Origin of the sequence: Pedobacter duraquae, from assembly GCF_004362245.1 — a bacterium.
Classification (GTDB): Bacteria; Bacteroidota; Bacteroidia; order Sphingobacteriales; family Sphingobacteriaceae; genus Pedobacter; species Pedobacter duraquae.
Genome location: NZ_SNWM01000002.1, coordinates 363,061 through 386,222 on the forward strand (window position 1 = coordinate 363,061; position 23,162 = coordinate 386,222).

19 protein-coding genes and 1 tRNA gene are annotated in these 23,162 nt (G+C 39.7%); 6 read left to right on the forward strand and 14 right to left on the reverse strand.

What is annotated here, in order from left to right; translation table 11 throughout:
* Nucleotides 1-3: 3 nt before the first annotated feature.
* The 4 genes from CLV32_RS07625 to CLV32_RS07645 all read right to left on the reverse strand — a co-directional run bounded on the left by CLV32_RS07625 (nt 4) and on the right by CLV32_RS07645 (nt 5,046).
* Nucleotides 4-1,017: an SDR family NAD(P)-dependent oxidoreductase gene (locus tag CLV32_RS07625; protein WP_133554101.1), complete on the reverse strand. Its 1,014-nt coding sequence runs from the start codon at nt 1,015-1,017 to the stop codon at nt 4-6.
* 140 nt (nt 1,018-1,157) lie between these two features.
* Nucleotides 1,158-2,369, reverse strand: coding sequence for a serine hydrolase domain-containing protein (locus CLV32_RS07630; RefSeq protein WP_166641905.1), 1,212 nt, complete (start codon nt 2,367-2,369; stop codon nt 1,158-1,160).
* 302 nt (nt 2,370-2,671) lie between these two features.
* Nucleotides 2,672-3,754, reverse strand: a complete 1,083-nt coding sequence (locus CLV32_RS07635) for a DNA alkylation repair protein (RefSeq protein WP_133554105.1) — start codon at nt 3,752-3,754, stop codon at nt 2,672-2,674.
* A gap of 170 nt (nt 3,755-3,924) precedes the next feature.
* On the reverse strand, nt 3,925-5,046 hold the full coding sequence (locus CLV32_RS07645; RefSeq protein WP_133554107.1) for a serine hydrolase domain-containing protein: 1,122 nt from the start codon (nt 5,044-5,046) through the stop codon (nt 3,925-3,927).
* Between the two features lie 169 nt (nt 5,047-5,215).
* Between CLV32_RS07645 and CLV32_RS07650 the strand changes: the two genes are divergently transcribed.
* Nucleotides 5,216-5,731, forward strand: a complete 516-nt coding sequence (locus CLV32_RS07650; protein ID WP_208110972.1) for a peptide-methionine (S)-S-oxide reductase — start codon at nt 5,216-5,218, stop codon at nt 5,729-5,731.
* Between the two features lie 84 nt (nt 5,732-5,815).
* Here CLV32_RS07650 and CLV32_RS07655 read toward each other — a convergent pair whose 3' ends face one another.
* The 3 genes from CLV32_RS07655 to CLV32_RS07665 form a co-directional block, all read right to left on the reverse strand.
* Nucleotides 5,816-6,913: a Fic family protein gene (locus tag CLV32_RS07655; RefSeq protein WP_133554109.1), complete on the reverse strand. Its 1,098-nt coding sequence runs from the start codon at nt 6,911-6,913 to the stop codon at nt 5,816-5,818.
* A gap of 751 nt (nt 6,914-7,664) precedes the next feature.
* Nucleotides 7,665-8,489 (reverse strand): helix-turn-helix domain-containing protein, encoded by an 825-nt coding sequence (locus tag CLV32_RS07660; RefSeq protein WP_133554111.1) that lies wholly within the window; start codon nt 8,487-8,489, stop codon nt 7,665-7,667.
* A gap of 70 nt (nt 8,490-8,559) precedes the next feature.
* Nucleotides 8,560-9,342, reverse strand: a complete 783-nt coding sequence (locus CLV32_RS07665; protein WP_133554113.1) for an SDR family NAD(P)-dependent oxidoreductase — start codon at nt 9,340-9,342, stop codon at nt 8,560-8,562.
* A gap of 725 nt (nt 9,343-10,067) precedes the next feature.
* On the opposite strand from CLV32_RS07665, the gene CLV32_RS23465 reads away from it, so the two are divergent.
* Nucleotides 10,068-10,379, forward strand: coding sequence for a ketopantoate reductase C-terminal domain-containing protein (locus CLV32_RS23465; RefSeq protein ID WP_394346172.1), 312 nt, complete (start codon nt 10,068-10,070; stop codon nt 10,377-10,379).
* A 145-nt stretch (nt 10,380-10,524) separates the two neighbouring features.
* Here the strand turns inward: CLV32_RS23465 and CLV32_RS07675 are convergent.
* A tRNA-His gene (locus CLV32_RS07675) sits at nt 10,525-10,600 on the reverse strand.
* A 175-nt stretch (nt 10,601-10,775) separates the two neighbouring features.
* On the opposite strand from CLV32_RS07675, the gene rnhA reads away from it, so the two are divergent.
* The gene (gene rnhA / locus CLV32_RS07680; RefSeq protein WP_133554117.1) at nt 10,776-11,249 is read left to right on the forward strand and encodes a ribonuclease HI; all 474 of its coding nucleotides are present in this window, start codon (nt 10,776-10,778) and stop codon (nt 11,247-11,249) included.
* Here the strand turns inward: rnhA and fbp are convergent.
* From fbp to CLV32_RS07705, 5 genes are all read right to left on the reverse strand, one after another.
* On the reverse strand, nt 11,246-12,319 hold the full coding sequence (gene fbp / locus CLV32_RS07685) for a class 1 fructose-bisphosphatase (RefSeq protein ID WP_133554120.1): 1,074 nt from the start codon (nt 12,317-12,319) through the stop codon (nt 11,246-11,248). The two genes, rnhA and fbp, sit on opposite strands and share 4 nt — an antisense overlap.
* Before the next feature lie 23 nt (nt 12,320-12,342).
* A complete protein-coding gene (locus CLV32_RS07690; RefSeq protein ID WP_133554122.1) occupies nt 12,343-12,834 on the reverse strand; it encodes a metallophosphoesterase family protein in 492 nt (163 codons plus the stop codon).
* Between the two features lie 48 nt (nt 12,835-12,882).
* Entirely contained in the window at nt 12,883-13,662 is a 780-nt protein-coding gene (locus CLV32_RS07695) for a tRNA1(Val) (adenine(37)-N6)-methyltransferase (protein WP_243732260.1), read from the reverse strand.
* The gene (gloA2, locus tag CLV32_RS07700) at nt 13,589-13,972 is read right to left on the reverse strand and encodes an SMU1112c/YaeR family gloxylase I-like metalloprotein (RefSeq protein WP_133554126.1); all 384 of its coding nucleotides are present in this window, start codon (nt 13,970-13,972) and stop codon (nt 13,589-13,591) included. The genes CLV32_RS07695 and gloA2 overlap by 74 nt, the downstream gene beginning before the upstream one ends.
* A gap of 111 nt (nt 13,973-14,083) precedes the next feature.
* The gene (locus CLV32_RS07705) at nt 14,084-14,914 is read right to left on the reverse strand and encodes an energy transducer TonB (RefSeq protein WP_133554128.1); all 831 of its coding nucleotides are present in this window, start codon (nt 14,912-14,914) and stop codon (nt 14,084-14,086) included.
* Nucleotides 14,915-15,163: 249 nt separating this feature from the next.
* Between CLV32_RS07705 and CLV32_RS07710 the strand changes: the two genes are divergently transcribed.
* The 3 genes from CLV32_RS07710 to CLV32_RS07720 all read left to right on the forward strand — a co-directional run bounded on the left by CLV32_RS07710 (nt 15,164) and on the right by CLV32_RS07720 (nt 19,543).
* Nucleotides 15,164-17,347, forward strand: coding sequence for a glutamine synthetase III family protein (locus tag CLV32_RS07710; RefSeq protein ID WP_133554130.1), 2,184 nt, complete (start codon nt 15,164-15,166; stop codon nt 17,345-17,347).
* A gap of 98 nt (nt 17,348-17,445) precedes the next feature.
* Nucleotides 17,446-18,627, forward strand: a complete 1,182-nt coding sequence (locus CLV32_RS07715) for an AIR synthase related protein (protein WP_133554132.1) — start codon at nt 17,446-17,448, stop codon at nt 18,625-18,627.
* Nucleotides 18,628-18,880: 253 nt separating this feature from the next.
* Entirely contained in the window at nt 18,881-19,543 is a 663-nt protein-coding gene (locus CLV32_RS07720) for a DUF6266 family protein (RefSeq protein WP_133554134.1), read from the forward strand.
* A 69-nt stretch (nt 19,544-19,612) separates the two neighbouring features.
* Here CLV32_RS07720 and CLV32_RS07725 read toward each other — a convergent pair whose 3' ends face one another.
* A complete protein-coding gene (locus CLV32_RS07725; RefSeq protein ID WP_133554136.1) occupies nt 19,613-22,960 on the reverse strand; it encodes a TonB-dependent receptor in 3,348 nt (1,115 codons plus the stop codon).
* Nucleotides 22,961-23,162: the final 202 nt, after the last annotated feature.

A 23,162-nucleotide genomic window follows, 5' to 3' on the forward strand; every position in this document is an offset into this window, starting at 1 on the left:
AAGTTATCCGTTTTCTATCGAAACTCCGGTCATTTCAACAGTTAAATCCCAAAGTTTTTGTGCATTATTTTTATCCAGCGTGTAAAGCTTTACGCCTTTTACTTCCATATTATTATGAAGCCCTAAATTGCTTGTATCCAATTCAGCAATATCTGCATCCTCACAATATACGCCGCCAATAGTATCCAGCATTGGACTCGTTGCACACCAAACTGTTGTAGCAGCGCCCTGTGGTATGGTTTTTAAGCCGGCAATCACTTCCGCACGGATCTCACCTTGTTCATTATAGAACCCCATTTGTTTAAACAACTCGACATCAGCATTTCTGGCCAGCTCTGTGCCATAAATAGATCCCGGATGCAGAGCGTATGCCCGTATTTTATCTTTCTTACCACGATGATCCAGCTCGAGCGCAAAAAGGTTACTGGCTGACTTTGACTGTCCGTAAGCATCAAGTGTTTTATATTCTCTGTGTTCAAAATTAGGATCCTCAAAATTAAAAGGTGCAATGTGGTGTCCGGATGAGGACACATTGACAACCCGCGCTCCATTTGCCAGTTTAAGAGCCGGCCACAGCCTTGCTACAAGCTGAAATTGACTCAGATAATTGGTGGCCAATTGCGATTCAATTCCACGAGCGTCGCGCTGCAAGGGAACCCACATAATTCCAGCATTGTTAATCAGCAGATGCAGCGGCCTGCCAGAAGCAATAAATCTTGCTGCAAAAGCATCAATAGATTCTGGATCCATCAGATCCATAGATTCTAATTCTACGTTTTCAAGACCTTGCAAATTCTTTTTTGCTTTCTCCAGATCTCTGGCAGGTACGATTACTGTTGCTCCGGCCCCAGCAAGTGCTTTTGTTGTTTCCAACCCAATACCAGTATTGCCTCCTGTTACAATAACAATTTTGCCTGTCAGATCGATTCCTTTAATTACATCACTTGCAGTCGATGCAGCATTAAAGCCAGTTCCTAGCGGGAGCTGTAATGCGCCCTGATAATTATCCTGTTCCATGTTAATTTAATTTAAATGTTATAGGACAAATTTAGCGTACCACGAACCCGGGGATTTTGTTTAGCGTGTCAATTAACTTTGTTTAGCACGTCAGTTGAAAAATTCATCATGGTATCGGCAAATATTAACAGATATACCGATTACTTCTTAACGGATTTTCTGTAAATTATCTGTTCAGCACCTTGTTTCAGCATCATCTCGTGTTTATTAGGAAAAAACTGAAGCGCAATACTATCGTATTGAAACACCTGATTTCCTTTATATTCAAAATAGACATAGTCCTGGCCAGGTCTCGAATTCTGAAAGACCAGATATTTTCCGTCTGAGGAAATAGTTATTGATTCCTTTTGATCTTTACTGAAATAGGTTCCCTTAATTTCATTGAACGCTGTATCAGCCATGTTGCTGATGTGGTTGAAGTTGGGCAATTCAGGCATTGTTCCATACGCCGATTTTAGCAAGGCCGTACTGATTACGTCAACGTCTATATTTACCGCATTGGCAAGCACAACAACACCAACATTTTCCTTTGGAAAATACCAATAATTTGAAAAGTAATTTTCTACTCTACCACCGTGAGCATACCCCATTGGATTATCAAATTTAAGCTTCTCTATTCCAAATCCATACGCCCCTTTATCAACTGGCAGCATAGCCTCCAGGCTTTGAGTAGTAATTAACTGTTTATTAAATAGCGCGAAAAGAAATCTATTGACATCTGTCGGAGTAGAAACAATTCCTCCACTGGCAGGATGGTTAGAGAAATTTACATTTCCATTTTTCAGATAGGTGTCCTGAATATTGTAAGATAATGCCTCATTTTTTGCCGTATCTACTTCAAAAGTATAATAGGTATTAAGCAAATTAAGCGGCTTGCAGATCTTTTCAACAAGTACCGCAGCAAATGGCTGTTTGTAGATTTTCTGAAGGATGAATCCGAGCAAAGCATAATTCGAATTACTGTATTCATAATCACTTCCAGGTTCAAAATTACTTTTCTGTTTTGCGAGATAATCTACAAACTCCTGCTCTGTGTGGAAATGTTCTTCCCATGTACCCTCCCCTTCTATTTCCGTAAAGTTAAAAACCCCAGAACGGTGCTTTAACAATTCTTCAATAGTAATTTTATCTGCATTAGCTACTGTAGGATAAAAAGTTACGAGTTTATCGTCCAGTTTGAGCTTGCGTTCTTCTATTGCTTTAAGTATCAGAACGGCTGTGTAAGTTTTGGTTACCGAGCCAACACGAAATTTGGTATTTTTCTCATTATCTTTCTTTTTAGCAGCATCAGAATACCCTACTGCCTTGGAATAGATAATGCTATCATTATGAGCAATTGCGACACTGCCCATAAATTTTTGATTTTTAAAAAGATGATCCAAGTAAACATCTAGTTTTTGTTGTGCCACAACCTGATGTTGTGCAATGCATAGGGTCGAAAAAATTATACAAATGATTTTTCTCATTGAGCGCAATGGTTGAATTAATGTGTGCTTGTTACTAATGTTGAGCCACAAATATAACTAAGTCTCTGTAATAGCCGCCTCCTATTGTCATTCTGCACCCTAAAGCTATTCTTTTTACGTGCGGGCATCGTTCTTGAAGTCAACCAATGAGTGACCAAATAACCTGAAAGATAAAATCTGATTGTGCCTCATATAACTATTTCAAAATTCGTAGCACACATCACTACACCATTGACCATAATTTCCAGCAGGTGCTTACCACGATAGTGTTTACGGGTCGTGAAATCCTTGATCACCTGACTTTTAACAATACTCATCGTCTGCCCCGGCAGCATTTCAACCTCTTTAAGTTTAAAAACCTTTTTGGAAGCAGATCCAGCCGACTTGACGTAATGAATAGCGTAATCCACTACCAGTTTCCGTGTTTCAGACTCGTTGCTTTTCAAGGTAAACCCAAATGTTAAGGTGTCCCCTAATCTCAAAACCTCCTGCTTTAAGCTAAGCTCCTTAACTTCTACATGAGCACCCCCAGCAAAGCCAAATAGCTCCAGTGCGGCGAGAGACCCTTTTTTGATGAGCGAGCGACTAGCATGCTTCATGATCCAGCCCGTATGGATATGTTTAACATCCCAGTCTTTCAGCAAGGCGAGCAAATAATCAACATTATCTTTAGAATAATCATTCAAGTGGTTTGCGACAGATTTACGCACATACAATTCCTGATCTGCTTTCAATTCTTCCAGGATGCTGCGCGTTAATGATGGATCCTGAATAACCGCATCAAGTTTAAAAGACCACGGCAGTCGCGGTCTGCTCCCCTCAGAAGCCAGTCGCCTTACATGCACGTCCGGATCTTTTGCCCAACGCCCCATGATCGTCAGCGCTCTTTTTGGATCGGCTTTGATGAACGTCCTAACACCAAATTCAGAAGAACCCATCGAAGTGAAATCGCGCAAAGCTTGCATCGAAATATCAAAATGCTCCTGTCCATATAGTGAAACAAAATCTGGCAACACAAGTGCAGTATAGCCACGGGGCAATAATGGCGCCGCGGCATAAAGAACTGGCAGTGAACTTTCGAAATCCCTATCCATGTGTTGATGAAGAACGACAGAAGTATTGCGGAGCCGACCGTTTAAAGAGAACGACTCCATATTGCGCGTTACATCTTTGACAAACGCTTCGGCATCGAAATTCGCGTCTGCTTTTAAAAAAGCGCTTGCAAACCTTCGATAAAAACTCTCATTAAACATTTCCTTTAGCGGCTCCATGCTGTAAAAATAAGGAAATAAGATTAATGTTCCGGACTCTAACTAAGAACTCAGCTCCTGTTCATCAACGCCTAATGAAATGGACAGGGCTATTTTTTTATTAGCAAGTTTGTAGTCACTCTTACTTCCGTATGCCCAACCAAAATCACTAGTCGAGTATTTTTTATATCCTATTTCAGTAAAAAGCCTGCAATCTTCATCGCTCTATCCGCAGCATTGCCCGAACCGTTGTTTGATAACACAATGATTGCGATCATTTCCTTCGGAAAACGTATAATTTGTGAGCTGACGCCGAAGTCCCCTCCATCCCAGCCCCAATAAACATGCCCCTTAAATATACCGCTATATAAGCCAAAAGCCTGATTATCCCTGCCGTTATCAAATTGATGTGTCTGGTGCATCAATCTATAGAACTCTTCGCCCCCAAAATAACTACTAAAGAAATTTGCTTCCCATTTAAGTAGGTCGGTTACTGTAGTATTGACCCCACTACCGCCATAATGCGGGGCGTTGCGCACATGCTGAATCCAGCCCTTACCGTACTTAACCTTGATGCCTTCCTTACGATAAGCATCAACATATGCTTTTGACCGGGGATTATATGGGGTTACCCGGTTGGGGATGACCTCTGTATTGTCATCATTAATACTAGTATGTAACATACCCAATGGCTCAAAAAGCCGTTTGCGGGCGAATTCACTAAAAGGAATGCCACATATCTTTTCAACCACCTTAGTTAGCAACATGTAATTGGTATTACTGTAATCCCAGCGTGTACCGGGTTTAAACGCCAGTGTATCTGGAATCAGCGAGACCCTGATTGCATCATCCACGGTAAAATAATTAAAGGTGATCCAGGAAGTTCCACCTGGGCGCGGAAGTTTGGGATAATCAATAATCCCGCTGGTATTATATATCAGATGCATAATCCGTATCGTATCCTCGTATTTTGCTATTTCTGGAACAAAATCACTAACAGGCATATTTAGTGCAAGCTTGCCATCTATAATCAGCAGCGCAATACAGGCCGCCGTGAACTGCTTTGATACTGAGGCGATATCGAAAGCAGAATGGACCGTTATAGGGATTTTATAGTCCAAATTAGCGGAACCATATCCGCCCGCATACAAGATCTTATTTTGCTTCAGGATAGCGATTGCGTAGCCAGGCGTGTTCTTATCAACCGTGCCCCGGAACAATGCATCAACGCGCTTCTTTAGCAAAGGCTGTCCGTTAGCTGCATCAGTTACTAATTGTAATAATAAAAATAGAAACAGGTATCTTTTTTTCATAGCGCTATTTTAACTTCAAATTTACCCGCTGGTGATTTTAAAATAAGGACAATGACTAGTAAAATCAGGCCATTACTGAATCTTGGAGGAATGAAGTAATGGCACCCCTAAAAGTTTTGTTATCTCAAACATAGAATGCATAATTTTGTACATCATCACAGGAGCACCCATGTTAAATAAAATATCGACAATCGGATTGGGCGGAAGTTGCCACTGGTGCACTGAAGCCATATTTCTTTCTCTTAAAGGTGTCATCTCTGTACAACAAGGCTGGATCTCCTCTGACGAAGCACCGGAATTCTTTTCTGAGGCAGTAATGGTCACCTTTGATGAACAGCAGATTTCTCTAGCTATACTAATTTCCATCCACCTGCATACGCATAGTTGTACGTCCAGTCATTCCATGCGAGATAAATACCGCTCTGCTATTTATACATTCGATGATCATCAAATGAGTGTGGCTGGCGAGGCGTTGGAACACTTGCAAAAAGAATTTCCAGATCCCATCATTACCGAAGTGTTGAACTTTCATGAGTTTAAACTCAACAAAACAGAGTATCTGAACTATTATTATAGTAATCCTGAAAAACCGTTTTGCCAAAATATCGTCAAACCGAAATTGCTGGAATTGTTGAACAAATTTTCTAAAGTCGTCGACAATGATCGATTACAGCATCTCAGATAGAGAATCAATTATAGCCCCGCTTTACTACAATCCTGATTTTTGAGTACTTATTACTAATAGTAATGTTATAACACTCCTTTTAGTCTATTTTTTCAGAAGTTCAAACAGCTCGATATTGATATATATGGTTTCCTTCCATACTTTTTTAGCATGCAATATTCCGATCTTTTCTAATCCGTTAAGATATTTTGAAGCTGTTATCCTGGAAACGTTAAGTCGATCAACAACAAATTCTATTTTGCAATATGGTTGCTCAAATAACAGCTCTAATAAGTCCTTATTGTAAAGCTTAGCTGCTTCTTCCTTTATTTTATGTTGCAATTTTAAAAAGAGCTGATTGATTGCTTTGATCTGATCAGTAGTTTCTGTAGAAGTTTCTTCGATAGCTTTCAGGATAAATAATATCCATTCCTCCCAATTGTCCTTAGTCTTAACTTCTCCGAGCAATCTGTAATAATCAGTTTTATGTTTAATGATATAGTCACTTAAATAAAGTACGGGACTATCTAAAAGTCCATGCAGGCACAAATAAAGAACATTAATAATTCTTCCGGTCCTGCCGTTACCATCATAAAATGGGTGGATGCTTTCAAACTGGTAATGTTGAACTGCCAGCTTGATCAATGGGGAAAGTACATCAGTTTCGTTTATATACCACTCTAAGTTTTTCATCAGGGTGAGGATTGTATCATAATCATCCGGCGGAGTGTAAATGACTTCACCAGTAACAGCATTTTTTAATGAGGTTCCAGGTAATCTTCTGAGACCTGCTTTATTCTCTTCAAGTATTTCTTGTATAGCCAGTATTCCGTTTGTATTCAAAAATTCTTTTTGAACGATCATATTAAACCCTGCTAGCATAGCTTCCCTATAGCGTAAAACTTCCTTCGTGGCATGATCTATTTGTGAGCCACTTGCAGATAGTGCTTGATACAACTTATCATGAGTAGTAATCACATTCTCAATTTCAGAACTCATACGCGCTTCTTTAAGTATCACAGCGTTCAAAAGAATAGAAGGATTAGGAAGCGTATAAGCTAGGCCTTTTAATTCCGAAAGCGCTATTGAAGATTGGACGACCTGTCGTAAAACAGGAATTGTCTCCACTTTAATCTGATCAGGAGGCAATAGCGGCAATTTATTAAAAGGGATATCACTGCTCAGTTTCGCGAATTTCTTCATACAAAGTTTTTATACATGAGACTCTTGTCATGTAAAGATAATTTAAATTTTTATACATGACAAGTTAATCCTGTAAAGATTTTATACATGATGTTTTGAAGATTATAAAAGATACAGATCTGTAACCCTCCCGAAAAAACCAACTGTGTAAAATACGAAAATTGGTACCTTTAAACAGTAAGATGAAAATTCTTTCTATTCCTTTGCTACTGCCTTTAGTTCGAAATAGTCCAGAATACCTTCTGGAAGTAATAGACTAATAAGTTTTTACTCTGCTGCTGTCAAGGGAAATCTTCAATCCCCTCAGGTGCAAAAGAAAGAATTTATTTCATTCCCCCCAAGAATTCGGCTTGATCCCTTGATCCGGAGTATATTAAAGTGTGCGGATGAAGGGACTCGAACCCCGTAAACAAAAAAAGCAGCCTTTTCAGACTGCTTTCAAAACTGGGGTCAGTGGCGGTGCGTAATTCGAACCGTTTTCTGGACGAATTGATTGAATTAGGCAGTTTTTCAAAAATTCTTGATGATTAAAATAGTGCGACAGAATTTGTTGTAGTCCAAAAAATTATTTTATTACTTTTTCCAGCTGTTAAAGTTTAGACAAACAATCGTAGATGTGTTCAACCTTTAGAACTGAGCAAGCGAAAATTAAGACTTCTTTTCTGGTAAAAAACTTTCAGACGACCTTACAATGAGCATTATATGAAATAGGCGAACCGCGTCTTAGGCAACAGTTACAATGCAACAAAAGTCATCTTTTCAACAAATTTGACTGAAATATCTCCGTGGGAGAATAACCGAAATATTTTTTGAAAGCGAATGAAAAATGCGAAAAATTTTCAAAACCGATCTCATAATAAACATCAACAGGTTTTTTATTTTTTTCTGTAAACTGATAATGTGCCAGCTCCAGCCTTTTCCGAGTGAGCCACCTTTGTGGGGTGCTGTTAAATGCTTTCCCAAAGTCACGCTTAAATGTTGTCAGGCTCCTACCTGTTAAGTAACCAAATTTTGCCAAAGGCATATTAAACATGTAGTTCTTTTCCATAAAGCTGACCAAATCAATTTTATCAGGCTCGTCAAAATTTGCCAAGACCCCATCAATAGCAGGATTAACAGCTCTTAGTATACTAATCGCTTCCGTGATTTTTAAAGCAGCAATATTTTCAGGCATTATCCCTTTTAGATCAAAATAAGGGATTAACGAGGCAAGGCAACTTTCCAATAAAGCATGATGGCTAAAAGAAAAGATTTTTTTGGCACCACCAGATTGTCTTTTTACATCAAGATTGAGATAAAACTCCCTAAGCCTATCCGTAGATAGATGCATGACCACTGCTTTATGTGGGAAACCATTTTTTGGGTAATTAATAATCGTTGCTAGTTGATTTCTGGGGATCAGAAAAATATCTCCCGATTTAAACAGGTAACTTTCATCAGCCTGGATAATCTTTGTTTCCCCAGATATAAACCACACTAGCATATGTTGTTTGAATGCAACTTCAGATTTGAATAACTTGTCTTCGTAAGAAGAAAGCTTGATGTCTGGGGTAATATATTTGGTTTGAAATTCCATATCTTCAATAGCTAATCTACAAATAAAGCAAGCCAAAGACAACGCTTTGGCTTGCTTTTAGTCTTTTGATTTACAGATGAAATCCTCCAGACACCTCAATGTCCTGACCAGTAACCCAGCCAAAGTCATCTGATAGGAGTGAAATGATCACCTTACTTAGATCTTCAGCCTCACCAACTCTTCCTAACGCAGTCTGATTTGCAATAATGTCCACGAATTCCGGAAATCTTTCAAAACCTGAATCAGCAAAATTAGTTTTTGTAGGTCCTGGTGCTACAGAATTCACCCGTATTTTTCGCTTACTGAACTCCTTAGCCATGTATTTAGAAAGTACGACAAGGCCTGCCTTCACAGCACCATAAGCGGATGCGCCATCTGCAATACCTGTAACCAAAGCGGCTGTACTGGTAGTATTTACAATCGAAGCACCATCTTCCAATAATGGTAATAAATGTTGGGTGATGAAAAAAGGTGCTTTAAGCATAACACTCACATTTCGGTCAAACAATTCTTCGGTAGTCGCCTCAAACGAGGCCATCTCTCCAAAACCTGCATTATTGACAAGGTAGTGAAATGTTTCCCTATTCCATTTGCTTTTGAGTTGCTCTAGAATGGCTTCCTTAAACAAAATAAAGGTTTCGCTCCGCCCAGCATCTAAAAGTAATGCCACAGCATGACCTCCTGCATTTTCAATTTCAGCAACCGTTTGTTCTGCTTTATCTCTATTCGTATTATAGGTTAAGATCACACCAACACCACGTTCGGCAATTTTAATCGCTGTACTTTTTCCAATTCCCGTACTGCCTCCTATAATAATGGCTACTTTACTACTGTCTTTCTGATTATTTATCATTTTTTAAAATTTTATATTTATTAATAGTGATTTATTCTAGTTGCGCTTAAATGCTAGCTCAATTATTTTTTCGCTCAATTCCATAAGCGTATAGTACTAGCTTTATCATTGAATACAAGTTTACTTCAGAAGTCATTTTGTGACACACCGTAGATTCTGCAGTTATAAGCGGTCCTTGATAATTATTCCTTTCCCCTCTTATATTATTCCGTTATACAAATGTAGACTCAAAAAAAAACTGAAGTTTTGTTTAAACGTCCTAATTTATTTTGTTTAAACGTCCTGAAATCCTTAACTTTTTTTATTTCTCAGGACTTTAGATAAAAATCCTCTTACAGCGACCACAGTTGCTTATAACTTATTTTCAACAGCGTAGTGAAATAGCTTCCAGATATAAAATATTCTGGCGCGTGGAAATGGATTTGGCCACTGAGCCGTAGAGAGTTGCTGAACAGTTAGAACGGTTTTTAGGGCTTACAATGTATAAAAAATATAAAAATCCTATATAACAAACTGAATAGCAAATTAAATAGGAACGAGTTTAAAACTGGCACAGAGGAATCGGCTGTTGTGGTAACATTAAAGAAGAGAACAGTCAGTTTATAATCTTGAAAAAGTAATTACCAAATGTGTATTCAACCTCATCTGTCCTTTACTTGAGATTGACGTTAGTGTATTTTACCGTAAAAAACGTGAATCTGAACGTGCCAATTTGTTAGTGGAAAATTTATTGCTGTCATTACCAAAAGTGCCGTCAAGCTAAAGAAAGAGATTTACGTCAAGATGTGAAGTCAATAAGTGAAATGTTAGATAGGCGAAAAATATCAACCTATCAGGATACTTTGAATGGTAGAGAGATCGAAATCGACACACTGAACCTTGCAGTTGAAAAGTTAGCGAGTACGTCTGGTAGCATATTTGTACTGATTACTGGACAAATGACAAAAATTAAATATAATTTATTTGTAACACACCTTACATCGAACCAGAAAAATCAAATAACAAACCACTCAAGATACTGTTTAACAACAGCTTGAGAGTTAACTTCCAAGTTAAACCATGCTACCCCGTCAGGGTACCAAACAGGGCTCGAACCAAAAACTGGCCTCTATCTTCTCTAATCAGCGATTTAAAAATCGGCTAAAAATAAAAAAGCCCTTTAAGATATCTTAAAGGGCTAACGGGTGGAATATGGGGCTCGAACCCACGACCCTCGGTACCACAAACCGATGCTCTAACCAACTGAGCTAAAACCACCGTGTTTTTTTAACGTCCACAAAAGTACAATTTTTAATATCTCCAGCAAATTTTTTTGATAAAAAAACCGTATTAGTTGATAACATCATCCATTTCAGAGCATTATAAATCTTATCCTAATAAAATTAAGGATTCAAATGGATTATCTTCACTAAAAACTTAGCTTTGCCTGGCTTATGATTGAAATTTATACAGACGGCGCAGCAAGTGGAAACCCCGGTCCAGGAGGTTATGGCGTGATTTTACGCTCAGGAATCCATTATAAGGAACTCAGCGGAGGCTTCCGCATGACTACCAACAACCGCATGGAATTACTTGCCGTAATTGTAGGTCTCAACAGTATTAAAACTCCCGGTGCACAAGTCATGGTTTTCTCCGACTCCAAATATGTTGTGGATTCTGTAGAAAAAAAATGGGTATTTGGCTGGGTCAAAAAAGGCTTTAAAGACAAAAAAAATAAAGATCTCTGGATCCGTTTCCTCGATGTATATAAGAAACACCAGGTTGCCTTCACCTGGATCAAAGGACATAATGCACACCCCGAAAATGAGCGTTGCGACGTGCTGGCAGTAGCAGCCTCCAAAAATAAGGCTGCCCTTGCCATAGATCACGAATTCGAAGCAGAAAAAAACAGAGCTACTTTGCTCTAGTCTATCCCACCAACCATATTTAAGTCTTCCAACTTTTCTTCAACTGCCTGCTTGAGTGGCTGAACAGGAGAATAATCAGCCATAAATTGTTCTGCAATACGCACCATTTTTTCGGAACCGATAAAGATCGCTCCACGTTGATGCAATTCTTCAGGCTCTATATCCATAATCCGGTTTAACCCGTCTGAAGCGATACCTCCCGCCTGCTCAATGATAAAAGCCATCGGGTTACACTCATACAGCAAACGCAATTTCCCTTTTGGAGAACTTGCAGTAGTAGGATACATGTAAATCCCGCCTTTAATCAGGTTACGGTGAATATCAGCAACCATAGAACCAATATACCTTGACGTATATGGACGGTTAGTTGCAGTATCTTCAACCTGACAATATTTTAAATATTTTTTTACCCCTTCAGGGAAATGCACATAGTTTCCTTCGTTAATGGAATAAATCTTTCCATCCTGAGGCACCTTCATGTCGGGATGCGATAAACAGAACTCCCCTATTGATGGGTCCAACGTAAACCCGTTAACACCTTTTCCGGTAGTGTAAACCATCATGGTTGACGAACCATAGATCACATAACCTGCAGCTACCTGCTCTGTTCCCTTTTGTAGCACATCCTGCAATGTTGCCATACCTTCAACAGATTTTCTACGCAGAATAGAGAACACAGTACCCACAGCAACATTCACGTCAATATTCGATGATCCATCCAACGGATCGATACAAACAATATACTTTGCATTTTTCGATACCGGAGAATCAATAGGAACAAATTCTTCTTCTTCTTCGGTAGCAACGATACAGCATTCTCCCCCACTGGTCAATGCGGCTATAAACTGCGTATTGGCAAAGATATCCAACATCTGTTGTCCTTCGCCCTGAATGTTGATGGTGCCGGCTTCACCAAGGATATCTACCAGACCTGCTTTGTTAACCTCCCGGTTTACAATTTTTGCGGCGATGCCGATATCTCTTAATAATCTTGAGAGCTCCCCTTTTGCATATGGGAAATCAGCCTGTTTCTCAATAATGAACTGACCGAGTGTTTTGATGCCTTTCATACCTACTTAGTGTACTTTTTACGTTATCTATTACCTATTTCTATGGCTTCTAAGGTATGTATTTTTTCTTCCGAAATGCAAAAACGAATTAAAGTTCTTACTTTATGCCAGCCCGTTTTTCCTGCTGCACCGGGATTTATGTGTAAACTTTTGTTCTTCGGGTCAAACATCACCTTCAGAATATGGGAATGTCCGGTGATAAATAGCATCGGCGGCTTAGTGTAAATTTCTGGTTTAACCTGAGCAGAATACCGGCCGGGGTATCCGCCTATATGTGTCATCCAGACATCCACCTGCTCGCAGTTAAAGCGCAGGTGTTCTGGAAATTCAGAACGGATTTCCTGGGTATCGATGTTTCCATATACCCCACGCAAGGGTTTAAAGTCGGCAAGTTTCCCGGCAACGCCATCACCAAAGTCGCCGGCATGCCAAATCTCGTCGCAGTCCGCAAAGTGCTTAAATACAGCATCATCCAGGAAACTGTGCGTATCAGATATAAGGCCGATTTTGGTCATTGTGATAAATCTTAAAAGGATAAAAATTGTATTACGGCGACCTGCAGCTTAGAACGCCAGGAAAAAATCCTTCAGCAATTCTTTGTAGGCTGTTGTATATGTATTCCGCGCTGCGTAAATATAAAAATGTTCTTCTAAAACAGCCGTAAAACCAAGTTGTAAACACAGGATTTTACGAATTACAGGCTTTTCTTCGTCAGAATGTACAGAAATAATCCTGGAAGGATATAATTGATGCAGCACCGAATGCTCAATAACCCAATCGGCCGTCTTAACAGGTAAAATAACCCAAAACAAACCTCGCTCGGTTAGCAAACTCGATACCTTTCTCAGTAAATTACCAAAAAAGTCTTCATCTGCATGGCGGGCAATCTGCTTTTGCAGCAGTTCATTTTTGAGATCGTTTACAAAATATGGGGGATTGGAAACTATGAGGTCATAACGATCGTCGGGACTGAAATTAAGAATATCACTGTGGTAAATAGCCAAACGCTCAGCAAAAGGAGCATTGCTAAAATTTAATCCTGCAGTCTGCGCAGAGAAGGCATCAATCTCTACAGCGTCAACATTAGCTTCAGCAAAGCGCTGAGCCAGCATCAGCGCAATTACCCCGGTGCCCGTCCCAATATCTAGAATCCTTATTGGTTTTGCATGTGTAGCTATCGAGGCCAGTAATACACCGTCCGTATTGATCTTCATGGCCGTGCCCGACTGCTCTACTTCAAATTGTTTAAACCTGAAAACACTGCTCATCCTAAATTTCGTAAAGTTCCAGCGGTAAATTGTCGGGATCAGCAAAAAACGTAAACCGCTTACCCGTAAATTCATCTACCCGGATATTTTCGGTCGTCACACCCGCTGCATTCAGCCGGGCAATTACAACTTCAATATCGTCGACTTCAAACGCGAGGTGTCTGAGGCCACTGGCCTCCGGACCAGAAGGTCGTGCGGGTGGATTTTCAAATGAAAACAGTTCGATCTGATATACGCCATTCACAGCGAGGTCAAGCTTGTAGGATTTCCTTTCAGCGCGGTAAACCTCACTCAGTATTTCCAGACCCAGGATACGGGTATAGAAATCTTTGCTAACCGTATAGTTGGAACAAATGATAGCGATGTGGTGTATTTTATTAAACATAAGACAACCTTTTGTCCTATTTCTAAATGAAAAAGGATTATTGCAAAGGTAGAAAAATAGCTGTCGAACACTAATTTTTCAGACCCCTGCAATAATCCCATAATATGTTATTTAATTGCCGAGAGAAAATCCAATCGGCATGTTATAGCGCACACGAACAGGACTGCCACTTTGTTTACCAGGCCTCCATTTTGGAGACTTGCGTATTACGCGCATGGCTTCTTCATCCAGACTGCCTGTTACTCCCCTTGACAGGGTTACATTGGATAATGAACCATCCATTTCAACCACAAAACTAATCAGTACCTTCCCCTGAATACCCTCTTCTGCAGCTTGTGCCGGGTAACGCAGATTTCGCTGTATATATTTAGCCCAGGCTTTCATGCCACCTTCAAACTCAGGGTACACATCAACAGAGCTGGACTCATGGATACTGTTATCAACTACCGGTGTAGCTACAGCTCCCGTACCTGCCGAGGCTTGTCCACCAGTAATTACTTCGGTAGTTACTTCTTTACCGTCATGTGTCTCGGCACCAACAACGGCACCTTTTAACTCATCAACGGTTGGCATAGGAATATCCCTTGCCGGCTGCTCCGTCACCACGATCTTACTTGGCAAAGCAACTGTTTTGATTTTCTCTGTGATTGGCTCCTGTTTTGGCAGTTCCTGTTTAGGTTCCACAGGCTTAACCGGCGGCAGAACAATTTGATCTACTTCAATCACGCGGTCCATAGGTTCAGCCGGAGTTTCTTTCTTAAACCTATTAACCAGACCCGGGCCCACAAAAAGCAAAATAAATAAGGGTGCTGCAATAAAAAATGCCCGGCCCATCATGCTTGCCGAAGCTGCACGCAAGGCATAAGCACCATAACTTTTGTTCCTGTTTTGAAATACAAGATCAAGCCACTCGGTCTTGTATAAGTTTGATTGATTTAGCATGGTTTATTTCTTTAAGTTCAGAGCTATGATGATGAATTCACCTACATTCCATAAAAAATTTAAGAAATTTTAATTTCACACCAATGCCCCACAACCCCTTGCTAATAAGGATTTAGCAGCATTTTTAACCACTTTTTAATCAAAAAGCACTAACGACCAAAAAAAAGTTGTAAACAATTGATTTTTTTTCAAACAATTTGGTAAAAGTTTACTTTAAAAAACTATTTTTGGTGAAATCTAATTAAATCAATGAAAAGTTTAAGAACAATTGCATTAAAAGAAGCCCAATCCAGAGTTTCTCCTGAGGTTAAGTCCCCATCTAATAAGATCTCTGATTTTTTTGGTGTTAATGTATTTGATAAGAAGAAAATGAAAGACTTCTTGTCAAAAGAGGTTTATGAAAAGCTGAGCTCAGCAATTGATCAGGGAGAATTGATCAATCATGAAGATGCAAATCATATTGCCACAGCCATTAAAACCTGGGCAATGTCTAAAGGCGCTACACATTACACACATTGGTTTCAACCATTAACAGGAACAACAGCTGAAAAACATGACTCATTTTTTGAGCCTAGCAGCGATGGTCCAATAGAAAAATTTGCAGGAAGTGCTTTGGTTCAACAAGAACCTGATGCATCAAGCTTCCCGAACGGTGGTATCCGTAACACTTTCGAAGCTCGTGGTTACACTGCATGGGATCCATCTTCACCAGCATTCATCATGGAAAGTCAGGCAGGAAAAACACTTTGCATTCCTACTGTATTCGTTTCTTATACAGGAGAAGCATTGGATTATAAAGCACCTTTATTGAAAGCTTTAAACGCTATGGATAAAGCTGCAGTAGATGTTTGCCAATATTTCGATAAAAGCATCACTAAAGTTAACGCTTCATTAGGTATCGAGCAGGAATATTTCCTTGTAGATCTAGCCTTATATAATGCACGTCCGGATCTTGTTTTAACAGGCCGTACGTTATTCGGACACATGTCTGCAAAAGGTCAGCAATTAGAAGATCATTACTTCGGATCAATTCCTGAGCGTGTTTACGCTTATATGGTTGATTTCGAAAATGAGGCCTTAAAATTAGGTATTCCTTTGAAAACACGTCACAATGAGGTTGCTCCTATGCAATTTGAATGTGCACCTATTTATGAAGAAATCAACCTGGCGATCGATCACAACCAATTGTTGATGGATCTGATGGAAAAAGTTGCTTTAAGACATAAATTCAAAGTTTTATTGCACGAAAAACCATATGCTGGCATCAACGGTTCTGGTAAACACAATAACTGGTCTTTAATTACTGATACAGGTAAAAACCTACTTGCACCAGGTAAAACACCAAAAAATAACCTGATGTTCCTTGCATTCTTCGTAAATACTGTAAAAGCAGTTCATGAGCATGCAGACTTATTGAGAGCAAGTATTGCTTCGGTAAGCAACGATCACCGTTTGGGAGCTAACGAAGCGCCACCGGCGATCATCTCCATCTTCCTTGGACAACAGTTAAATGAAGTTCTTGACGAGATCGAACACTCACGCATCAGCAAAAAAATCAAAGAAGACAATGCGCTATGGTTAGGTATCCCTAAAATCCCTCAGATCTTATTGGATAACACAGACCGTAACCGTACTTCACCTTTTGCCTTCACTGGTAACAAATTTGAATTACGTGCTGTAGGTTCTTCAGCCAACTCTTCTGCACCTATGACTGTTTTAAATGCAATCGTAGCAGACCAATTGGTTAAATTCAAAGTAGACGTAGATAAACTGATTAAAAAAGGCGAGAAAAAAGACATCGCGCTATTAACAGTAATCAAAAAATACATCAAAGAATCAAAAGATATCCGTTTCGAAGGAAATGGCTATAGCAAAGAGTGGGAAGATGAAGCTGCTAAACGTGGTTTGGCTAACATCAAAACTACCCCTACTGCCCTTGATGCATACGTAAGTGAAAAATCTACTGACCTGTTCACTAAAACCAATATCTTCTCTAAACGCGAGTTACACGCCCGCCATGAGATCTTGTTGGAAAGCTATTACAAAAAGCTTCAGATTGAAGCCAGAGTAATGGGTGAAATCACGAACAGTATGATTATCCCTGCTGCTATTGCTTATCAGAATACGTTAATCGAAAACGCAAAAGGATTGAAAGATCTTGGTGTTGGCGAAGATTTATTAGCTACCCCAATGGCAATCATCAACAAATTATCTACACACTTAAATGTAGTTAAAACTAGTATTGATGCGATGTTGGAAGAACGTAAAACTACCAATGATATCGAAGATACTCGCGATAAAGCAATCTCTTACGATGAGAAAGTTAAGTCGTACTTCGATACTATCCGTTACCATACTGACAAATTGGAGCAAATTGTTGACGACAGCGTTTGGCCATTACCTAAGTTCAGAGAGTTGTTATTTATCAAATAAACATAACCAACTATTTAAACCCTTCAAATTCGTTTGAAGGGTTTTTTTTTGCCTTAAATCCAGCTTAATTTTGGCTTTTATAATATCTTTGCAGCAACATGAGTGATAACAGATACAATCAGCGTGGGGTGTCGGCCTCAAAAGAAGATGTGCACAATGCCATCAAAAATATTGACAAAGGAATCTTCCCGCAGGCTTTTTGTAAAATCATCCCCGACATCCTGGGTAACGATGAGGCTTACTGCAATATCATGCATGCCGATGGCGCGGGTACGAAATCTTCCCTCGCTTATGTATACTGGAAAACAACGGGCGACATCAGCGTTTGGAAGGGTATTGCTCAGGATGCAATCATCATGAACCTGGACGACCTGATCTGCGTGGGTGCTACAGACAATATCTTGTTGTCATCTACCATCGGTCGCAATAAAAATCTGATCCCCGGAGAAGTAATTGCAGCAGTCATTAATGGCACTGAAGAAATTCTGGCCGATCTGCGTGAACAAGGCATCTCTATCTATTCTACAGGCGGTGAGACTGCGGATGTGGGTGATCTGGTAAGAACGATTATCGTAGATTCTACTGTTACTTGCCGCTTAAAACGTGAAGATGTCATCAGCAACCATACCATTCAGGCGGGCGATGTCATTGTTGGTTTATCGTCGAGCGGACAGGCTACCTATGAAACTGAATATAATGGCGGCATGGGTTCTAACGGCTTAACATCTGCCAGACATGATGTATTTAATAAAGATGTCGCTGGTCAGTATCCGGAAAGCTTTGATCCATCGGTACCATTCGACTTGGTATTCTCGGGTAAGAAAGGATTAACAGATCCGATTCAAATTAACGAAAACACAACTGTAACTGCCGGAAAACTGGTGTTATCCCCTACCCGCACCTATGCGCCGGTGATCAAAAAGGTATTGGAGGGTTACAGAAGTCAGATTCACGGACTTGTACATTGCAGTGGTGGTGCGCAAACTAAAGTCCTTCATTTCATCAATGATGATGTTCATGTTATTAAGGATAACTTATTCCCTGTCCCACCGCTATTTCAACTGATTCAGGAGCAATCTGGCACTGACTGGAAGGAAATGTATAAGGTATTTAATATGGGCCACAGAATGGAGCTTTACGTGCCTGAAGCGATCGCACAGGATATCATTGCAATCTCTGAAAGTTTCAACATCGAAGCTAAGGTTATTGGCCGCGTAGAAACCGGTACTCAAAAACAAGTTACCATCAATAGTGAAAAAGGGGATTTCGTTTACAACTAAAAAGAAATTCCTTCTTAATACTTAGAGACCTGCTTTGTTAAGCAGGTCTCTTTTTTTATGCTGAACAGCGTCGCTGAAAAAAATAAAAAATGCCCGGTCTTAAGTGCTGATAACAGGGACATAACAGGGACATAGCAGGGGGATAACAGGAATGTAACAGGACCTAAGCCTTGGTATATTCCTATAAGTTGTAATTAAATTTGTTTTTGATTTATCGAATTCGTAACTTGATATACACCTAAATATCAACCATATGGCAGTTTTAAAGAACGGCATTCTGGGCGGCTTTTCAGGAAAAGTCGGTAACGTTGTGGGTTACCAATCCCGGAACCAGGATCTGATGCGCTCAGTTCCAAAACCAAGAACCAGTCCACCTACAGCAGGGGAACTGGCCAACCGCAAAAAATTTCATGAAGTGCAGCTTTGGCTGAGCCCAATTATATCTTTCCTGAGAGTCGGATTTCAGGACTACGCCCCTACTTACGGTGGCTTTGTTGCTGCCAAGTCTTACCTGATGAAAAATGCACTTGTAGGCGAAAAGCCAGATCAGGTCATAGATTCTGCAAAGGTGCTGGTTAGCTTTGGCAAGCTTGCTCAGCCTACTGAAGCAAGTGTGACAGTGAATTCCTCAAGCAGCCTTACAATCAGCTGGAACGCCCAGGGCCATTATCCTTATGACGAACGAACAATGTATGTAATTTACGAAAAAGGAAAAAGGGCAATAACAGAAACCGCCGGCCCAAAACGAAGTCAAGGCAAGGCAGAAGTGGACCTTCCAGGATTCTTTGCGGGCAAGAAAGTCTTAGTATATCTGGCATTTGTACAGGAAAACCGGAAACATAGAAGCAATAGCTTATTTCTTGGCGAAATACAGATCCCCAGGCAGCCACGTGCTAAAAAGATGGTAAACACCTAAACTCAAATTGTTAGTAACAAAAAAAGGGTTGACCGATGGTCAACCCTTTTTCTTTATCAATATCTAATCTTATTGGAAGTTGTAACGAACTCCGAATTGCATATAGTAAGTAGATGAGATAGTTTGAGAAGTACCGAAAGTACTTGTCACAACATCACCACCTGCTGTATTCAATCTGAATGTAGGTGCAACTGTTGAGCTGATAGCTGTAGCATTCGCAGGAGTCAGGATTGCAGCCTGATTTACGAAGTTTACATTACCCCATTTGCGGTTCAACAAGTTACCTACGTTGAAGATATCAGCAGTAAATTGGAATGAGTTTTTAGTACCACCAATGTTTCTGAAGATTTCCTGAACGATTCTCAGGTCAAACTGATTTCTCCATGGAGAAACACCACCATTACGTTTTGCAATCTCACCTCTGTGTTTAGACAGATAAGGATCCTGGTTGATATAATCTTCGAAGATCTGATTTTGCTGAGCTGGACTATATGTTTTAGCAGCAGTACCTGTTCCAACAGTTAATGGAAGGAAAGTGATTTCAGATGCATTTCTAGGAATGTAAATTAAATCATTAGTTTGTCCATCACGGTTAAAATCTGAAGAGTACGTATAAGAGAATCTACCTTGTTGTGCACCTTCATAGAATAATGAGAATGAAGTAGCAAGATTTCTAAGGTATTCTTTACGGTACGAGATGTTTGCAATAATTCTGTCCGGGTTCAAGTTACTTGAATAACTTAAAGCTGGATCATTTGAGTTGCCTTGAGTCTGTGGAATTGACCAAAGGTTCAACAATTGGTCACCTGACTGATCACCGTAGTTACGTTGGTCAGATCTAGTATAAGCTACCATTAAGCCTAAACCATTGTCAAATTGTTTTGTCAACTGAGCTGTAGCCATCCAGTTGTAACCACCTTTTGCATTCGACATTTGGATAACGTTGTTGAACGTAGTACCTGTTGCACTGATTGCACCTGCAGCTGTAGTATTTACATACTGTCTGGCGTTAGGTGTTGGCAAGAAGAATAATCTGTTATCAGCAGAGGCAGGGTTGTTTAAAGCCTGTGGATCTCTTAAGTTAACGTTTTTAGCAACCGCAACGTTTAAGTCACGACCATAGATACCTTCTAAAGTAGCAATAACACCACCTGGTAATCTGAAGTCAACAGCTAAGTTTGACTTCCAAGTTTGTGGGAATTTCAGGTCTTTAGATAAAGAACTGATTGTACTTGGCATTGTAATACCCGCTGCAGGAGCTGCAGAAGTTAAATTAGGTGCAATGCTAGGACTGAATTTAGGAGTGTTAACACCTGAATAAGTTTGCGTGTACTGTAATAAACCAGCATCACCTGACTGAGAAACGATCCATACAAATGGAATTCTACCAGTAAAGATACCAGATCCACCACGAACTTGCAATGAACGGTCACCGTTTACATCCCAGTTGAATCCGAAACGTGGAGACCAGTTGATTCTGTTCTCAGGCAATTCACCTGTGTCAATTCTTCTACCACCAAAATCCTGAGCAGCAACCAATGGATGTGTTCTGATTTCAGATACATCAGGGAAACTTGCAGCTTCTAATCTAACACCAGCTGTGATTTTGAAACGTTCAGTGATATTGAACTCATCTTGCAAATAAGCTGAATATTGAGCGAATTTAAAGCTAGGATAAGCTTGTGAACCGTCAGCAGTTAAAGGATAAGTTACAGAATACTGTAATGGAGTTGCATTGTTTTTGAAATCATCCCACGATTTGAAGGTATAGAAACCTGTACCGAAACGTTGGAAACCGTTTTTGGTTTTACTGAATTCAGCCTGTGCACCAATAGTGATGTTATGCTTACCCAAAGCGATGCTTAAGTCATCACTGAATGTATTCGTGTTTACATCTCTTAAGTTACCATAAGTAAATGCTTCGTAACCAAAAGTAGTTAACACATTACCAGCACTTGTTGGAGTCTGTGTACCATCAAGGATATCAACCAAAGGGAACGGAGAGCTATCAGAAGTTCTAGGGTCATTTTGGTGAGAATACGTAGCACGTAAAACGTTCGTGAATTTACTTCCGAAAGAAGAGTTTAACTCAGCTACACCTGAATAAAGGTTAGCAGCCTGATAATAGTTAGAGTTAGAGAAAGGAAGACCAGCAGTTCTTGTAGTTCCTGATCTTACGTTACCATAAGCTAAGTTACCTGTTACAGCAGAACCTGAAACTGAAGTACTCGCAGATGCAGGAGTTTGACTTTCTACCTGGTTGTAACGTACGCTGAAACGGTGATTTTTTGAAATGTTCCAGTCTAAACGTGCAAATAATTTTTCGTTGTTACTAACCTGGCTGTATCCTTGGTAAGGACCAGTCTCGTAGTTGTAATTTTGTTTCAAGTATGATCTTACCTCATTTAAGAAACTTGCAGGTGCCTGAACAACGTTCGGGTTAGCCTGAATATAAGGAAGTTCTGGAGTTGCAGCAAGTCTTTGTGTACCCGGACCAGTAGTAACTTTCTTTTCTGCGTTTACAAAGAAGAATAACTTGTCTTTAATGATCGGACCACCAAAACTGAAACCGTATTGTTTTTCATCTAATGGCTGGATAGATGCATCAGGGATTCTATAAGTATCACCGATACGTTTACCTTGATTTTCTTCTCCACGTAAAGTAAAGAAAGCATTTCCAAAGAATTTGTTTGTACCTGAACGTGTTACAGCATTTACTGAACCACCTGTGAAACCAGTCTGACGAACGTCATAAGGAGTTACATTGATCGAGATCTGCTCTAATGCATCAATTGAGATTGGAGAACCATTCGCAGGAATGTTACCACCAATACCAAACTGGTTGTTGAAGTTAGCACCATCCACAGTAAAGTTGTTTGAACGGTAGTTACCACCACCAATTGAAGTACTATTAGCCTGAGGTGTTAAACGCGTTAAATCATTTACACTTCTGGTAATTGTAGGTAGAGCAGCGATTTGTGCTCTCGCAATTACAGTAGAAGAACCTGACTTGTTAGAGTTCATAACCGCATTTGGTTGATTTCCTACAATTTTAACCTCGGAAAGGTTAGCAGCGTCATCAGTTAATGTAGCGTTCAATACAAAGTTCTCACCTAATTTAAGGTAAACATCATTGTAAGTTGTTGCTTTGTAACCAACGAAGCTGATTACAACAGTGTAAGGACCACCTACACGCATACCACCAATCGTATAACGACCGTCAGTATTTGTAGTGATTCCATAAACTGTACCCGTAGGTGTGTGTGTTGCTCTGATGCTTGCTCCAGGCAAAACACCTTTAGCATCACGAATTGTACCAGTCATTGCTGATGAGGTTACCTGAGCCTGAGCTGCAGAAAACAATCCCACAAAAGCAATCATGATTACTACAATTCTAAATAGTAAAGATTTCTTCATACTTTTTTAATTAACGTTTGTTTTTTTATGTGTGAAAATGCTAAAAAGATAGCTCGACAAAGATAAATATTAATTTTGCACAGATTTTAATTTCCAATGTTAAATAATTATTAATAATCCTTCTATTTTTCAACATTTAACACATTATTTAACACTTCTAACTATCAGTTTATCAATAATTTGATTTTTTGGCGGTTTTAGG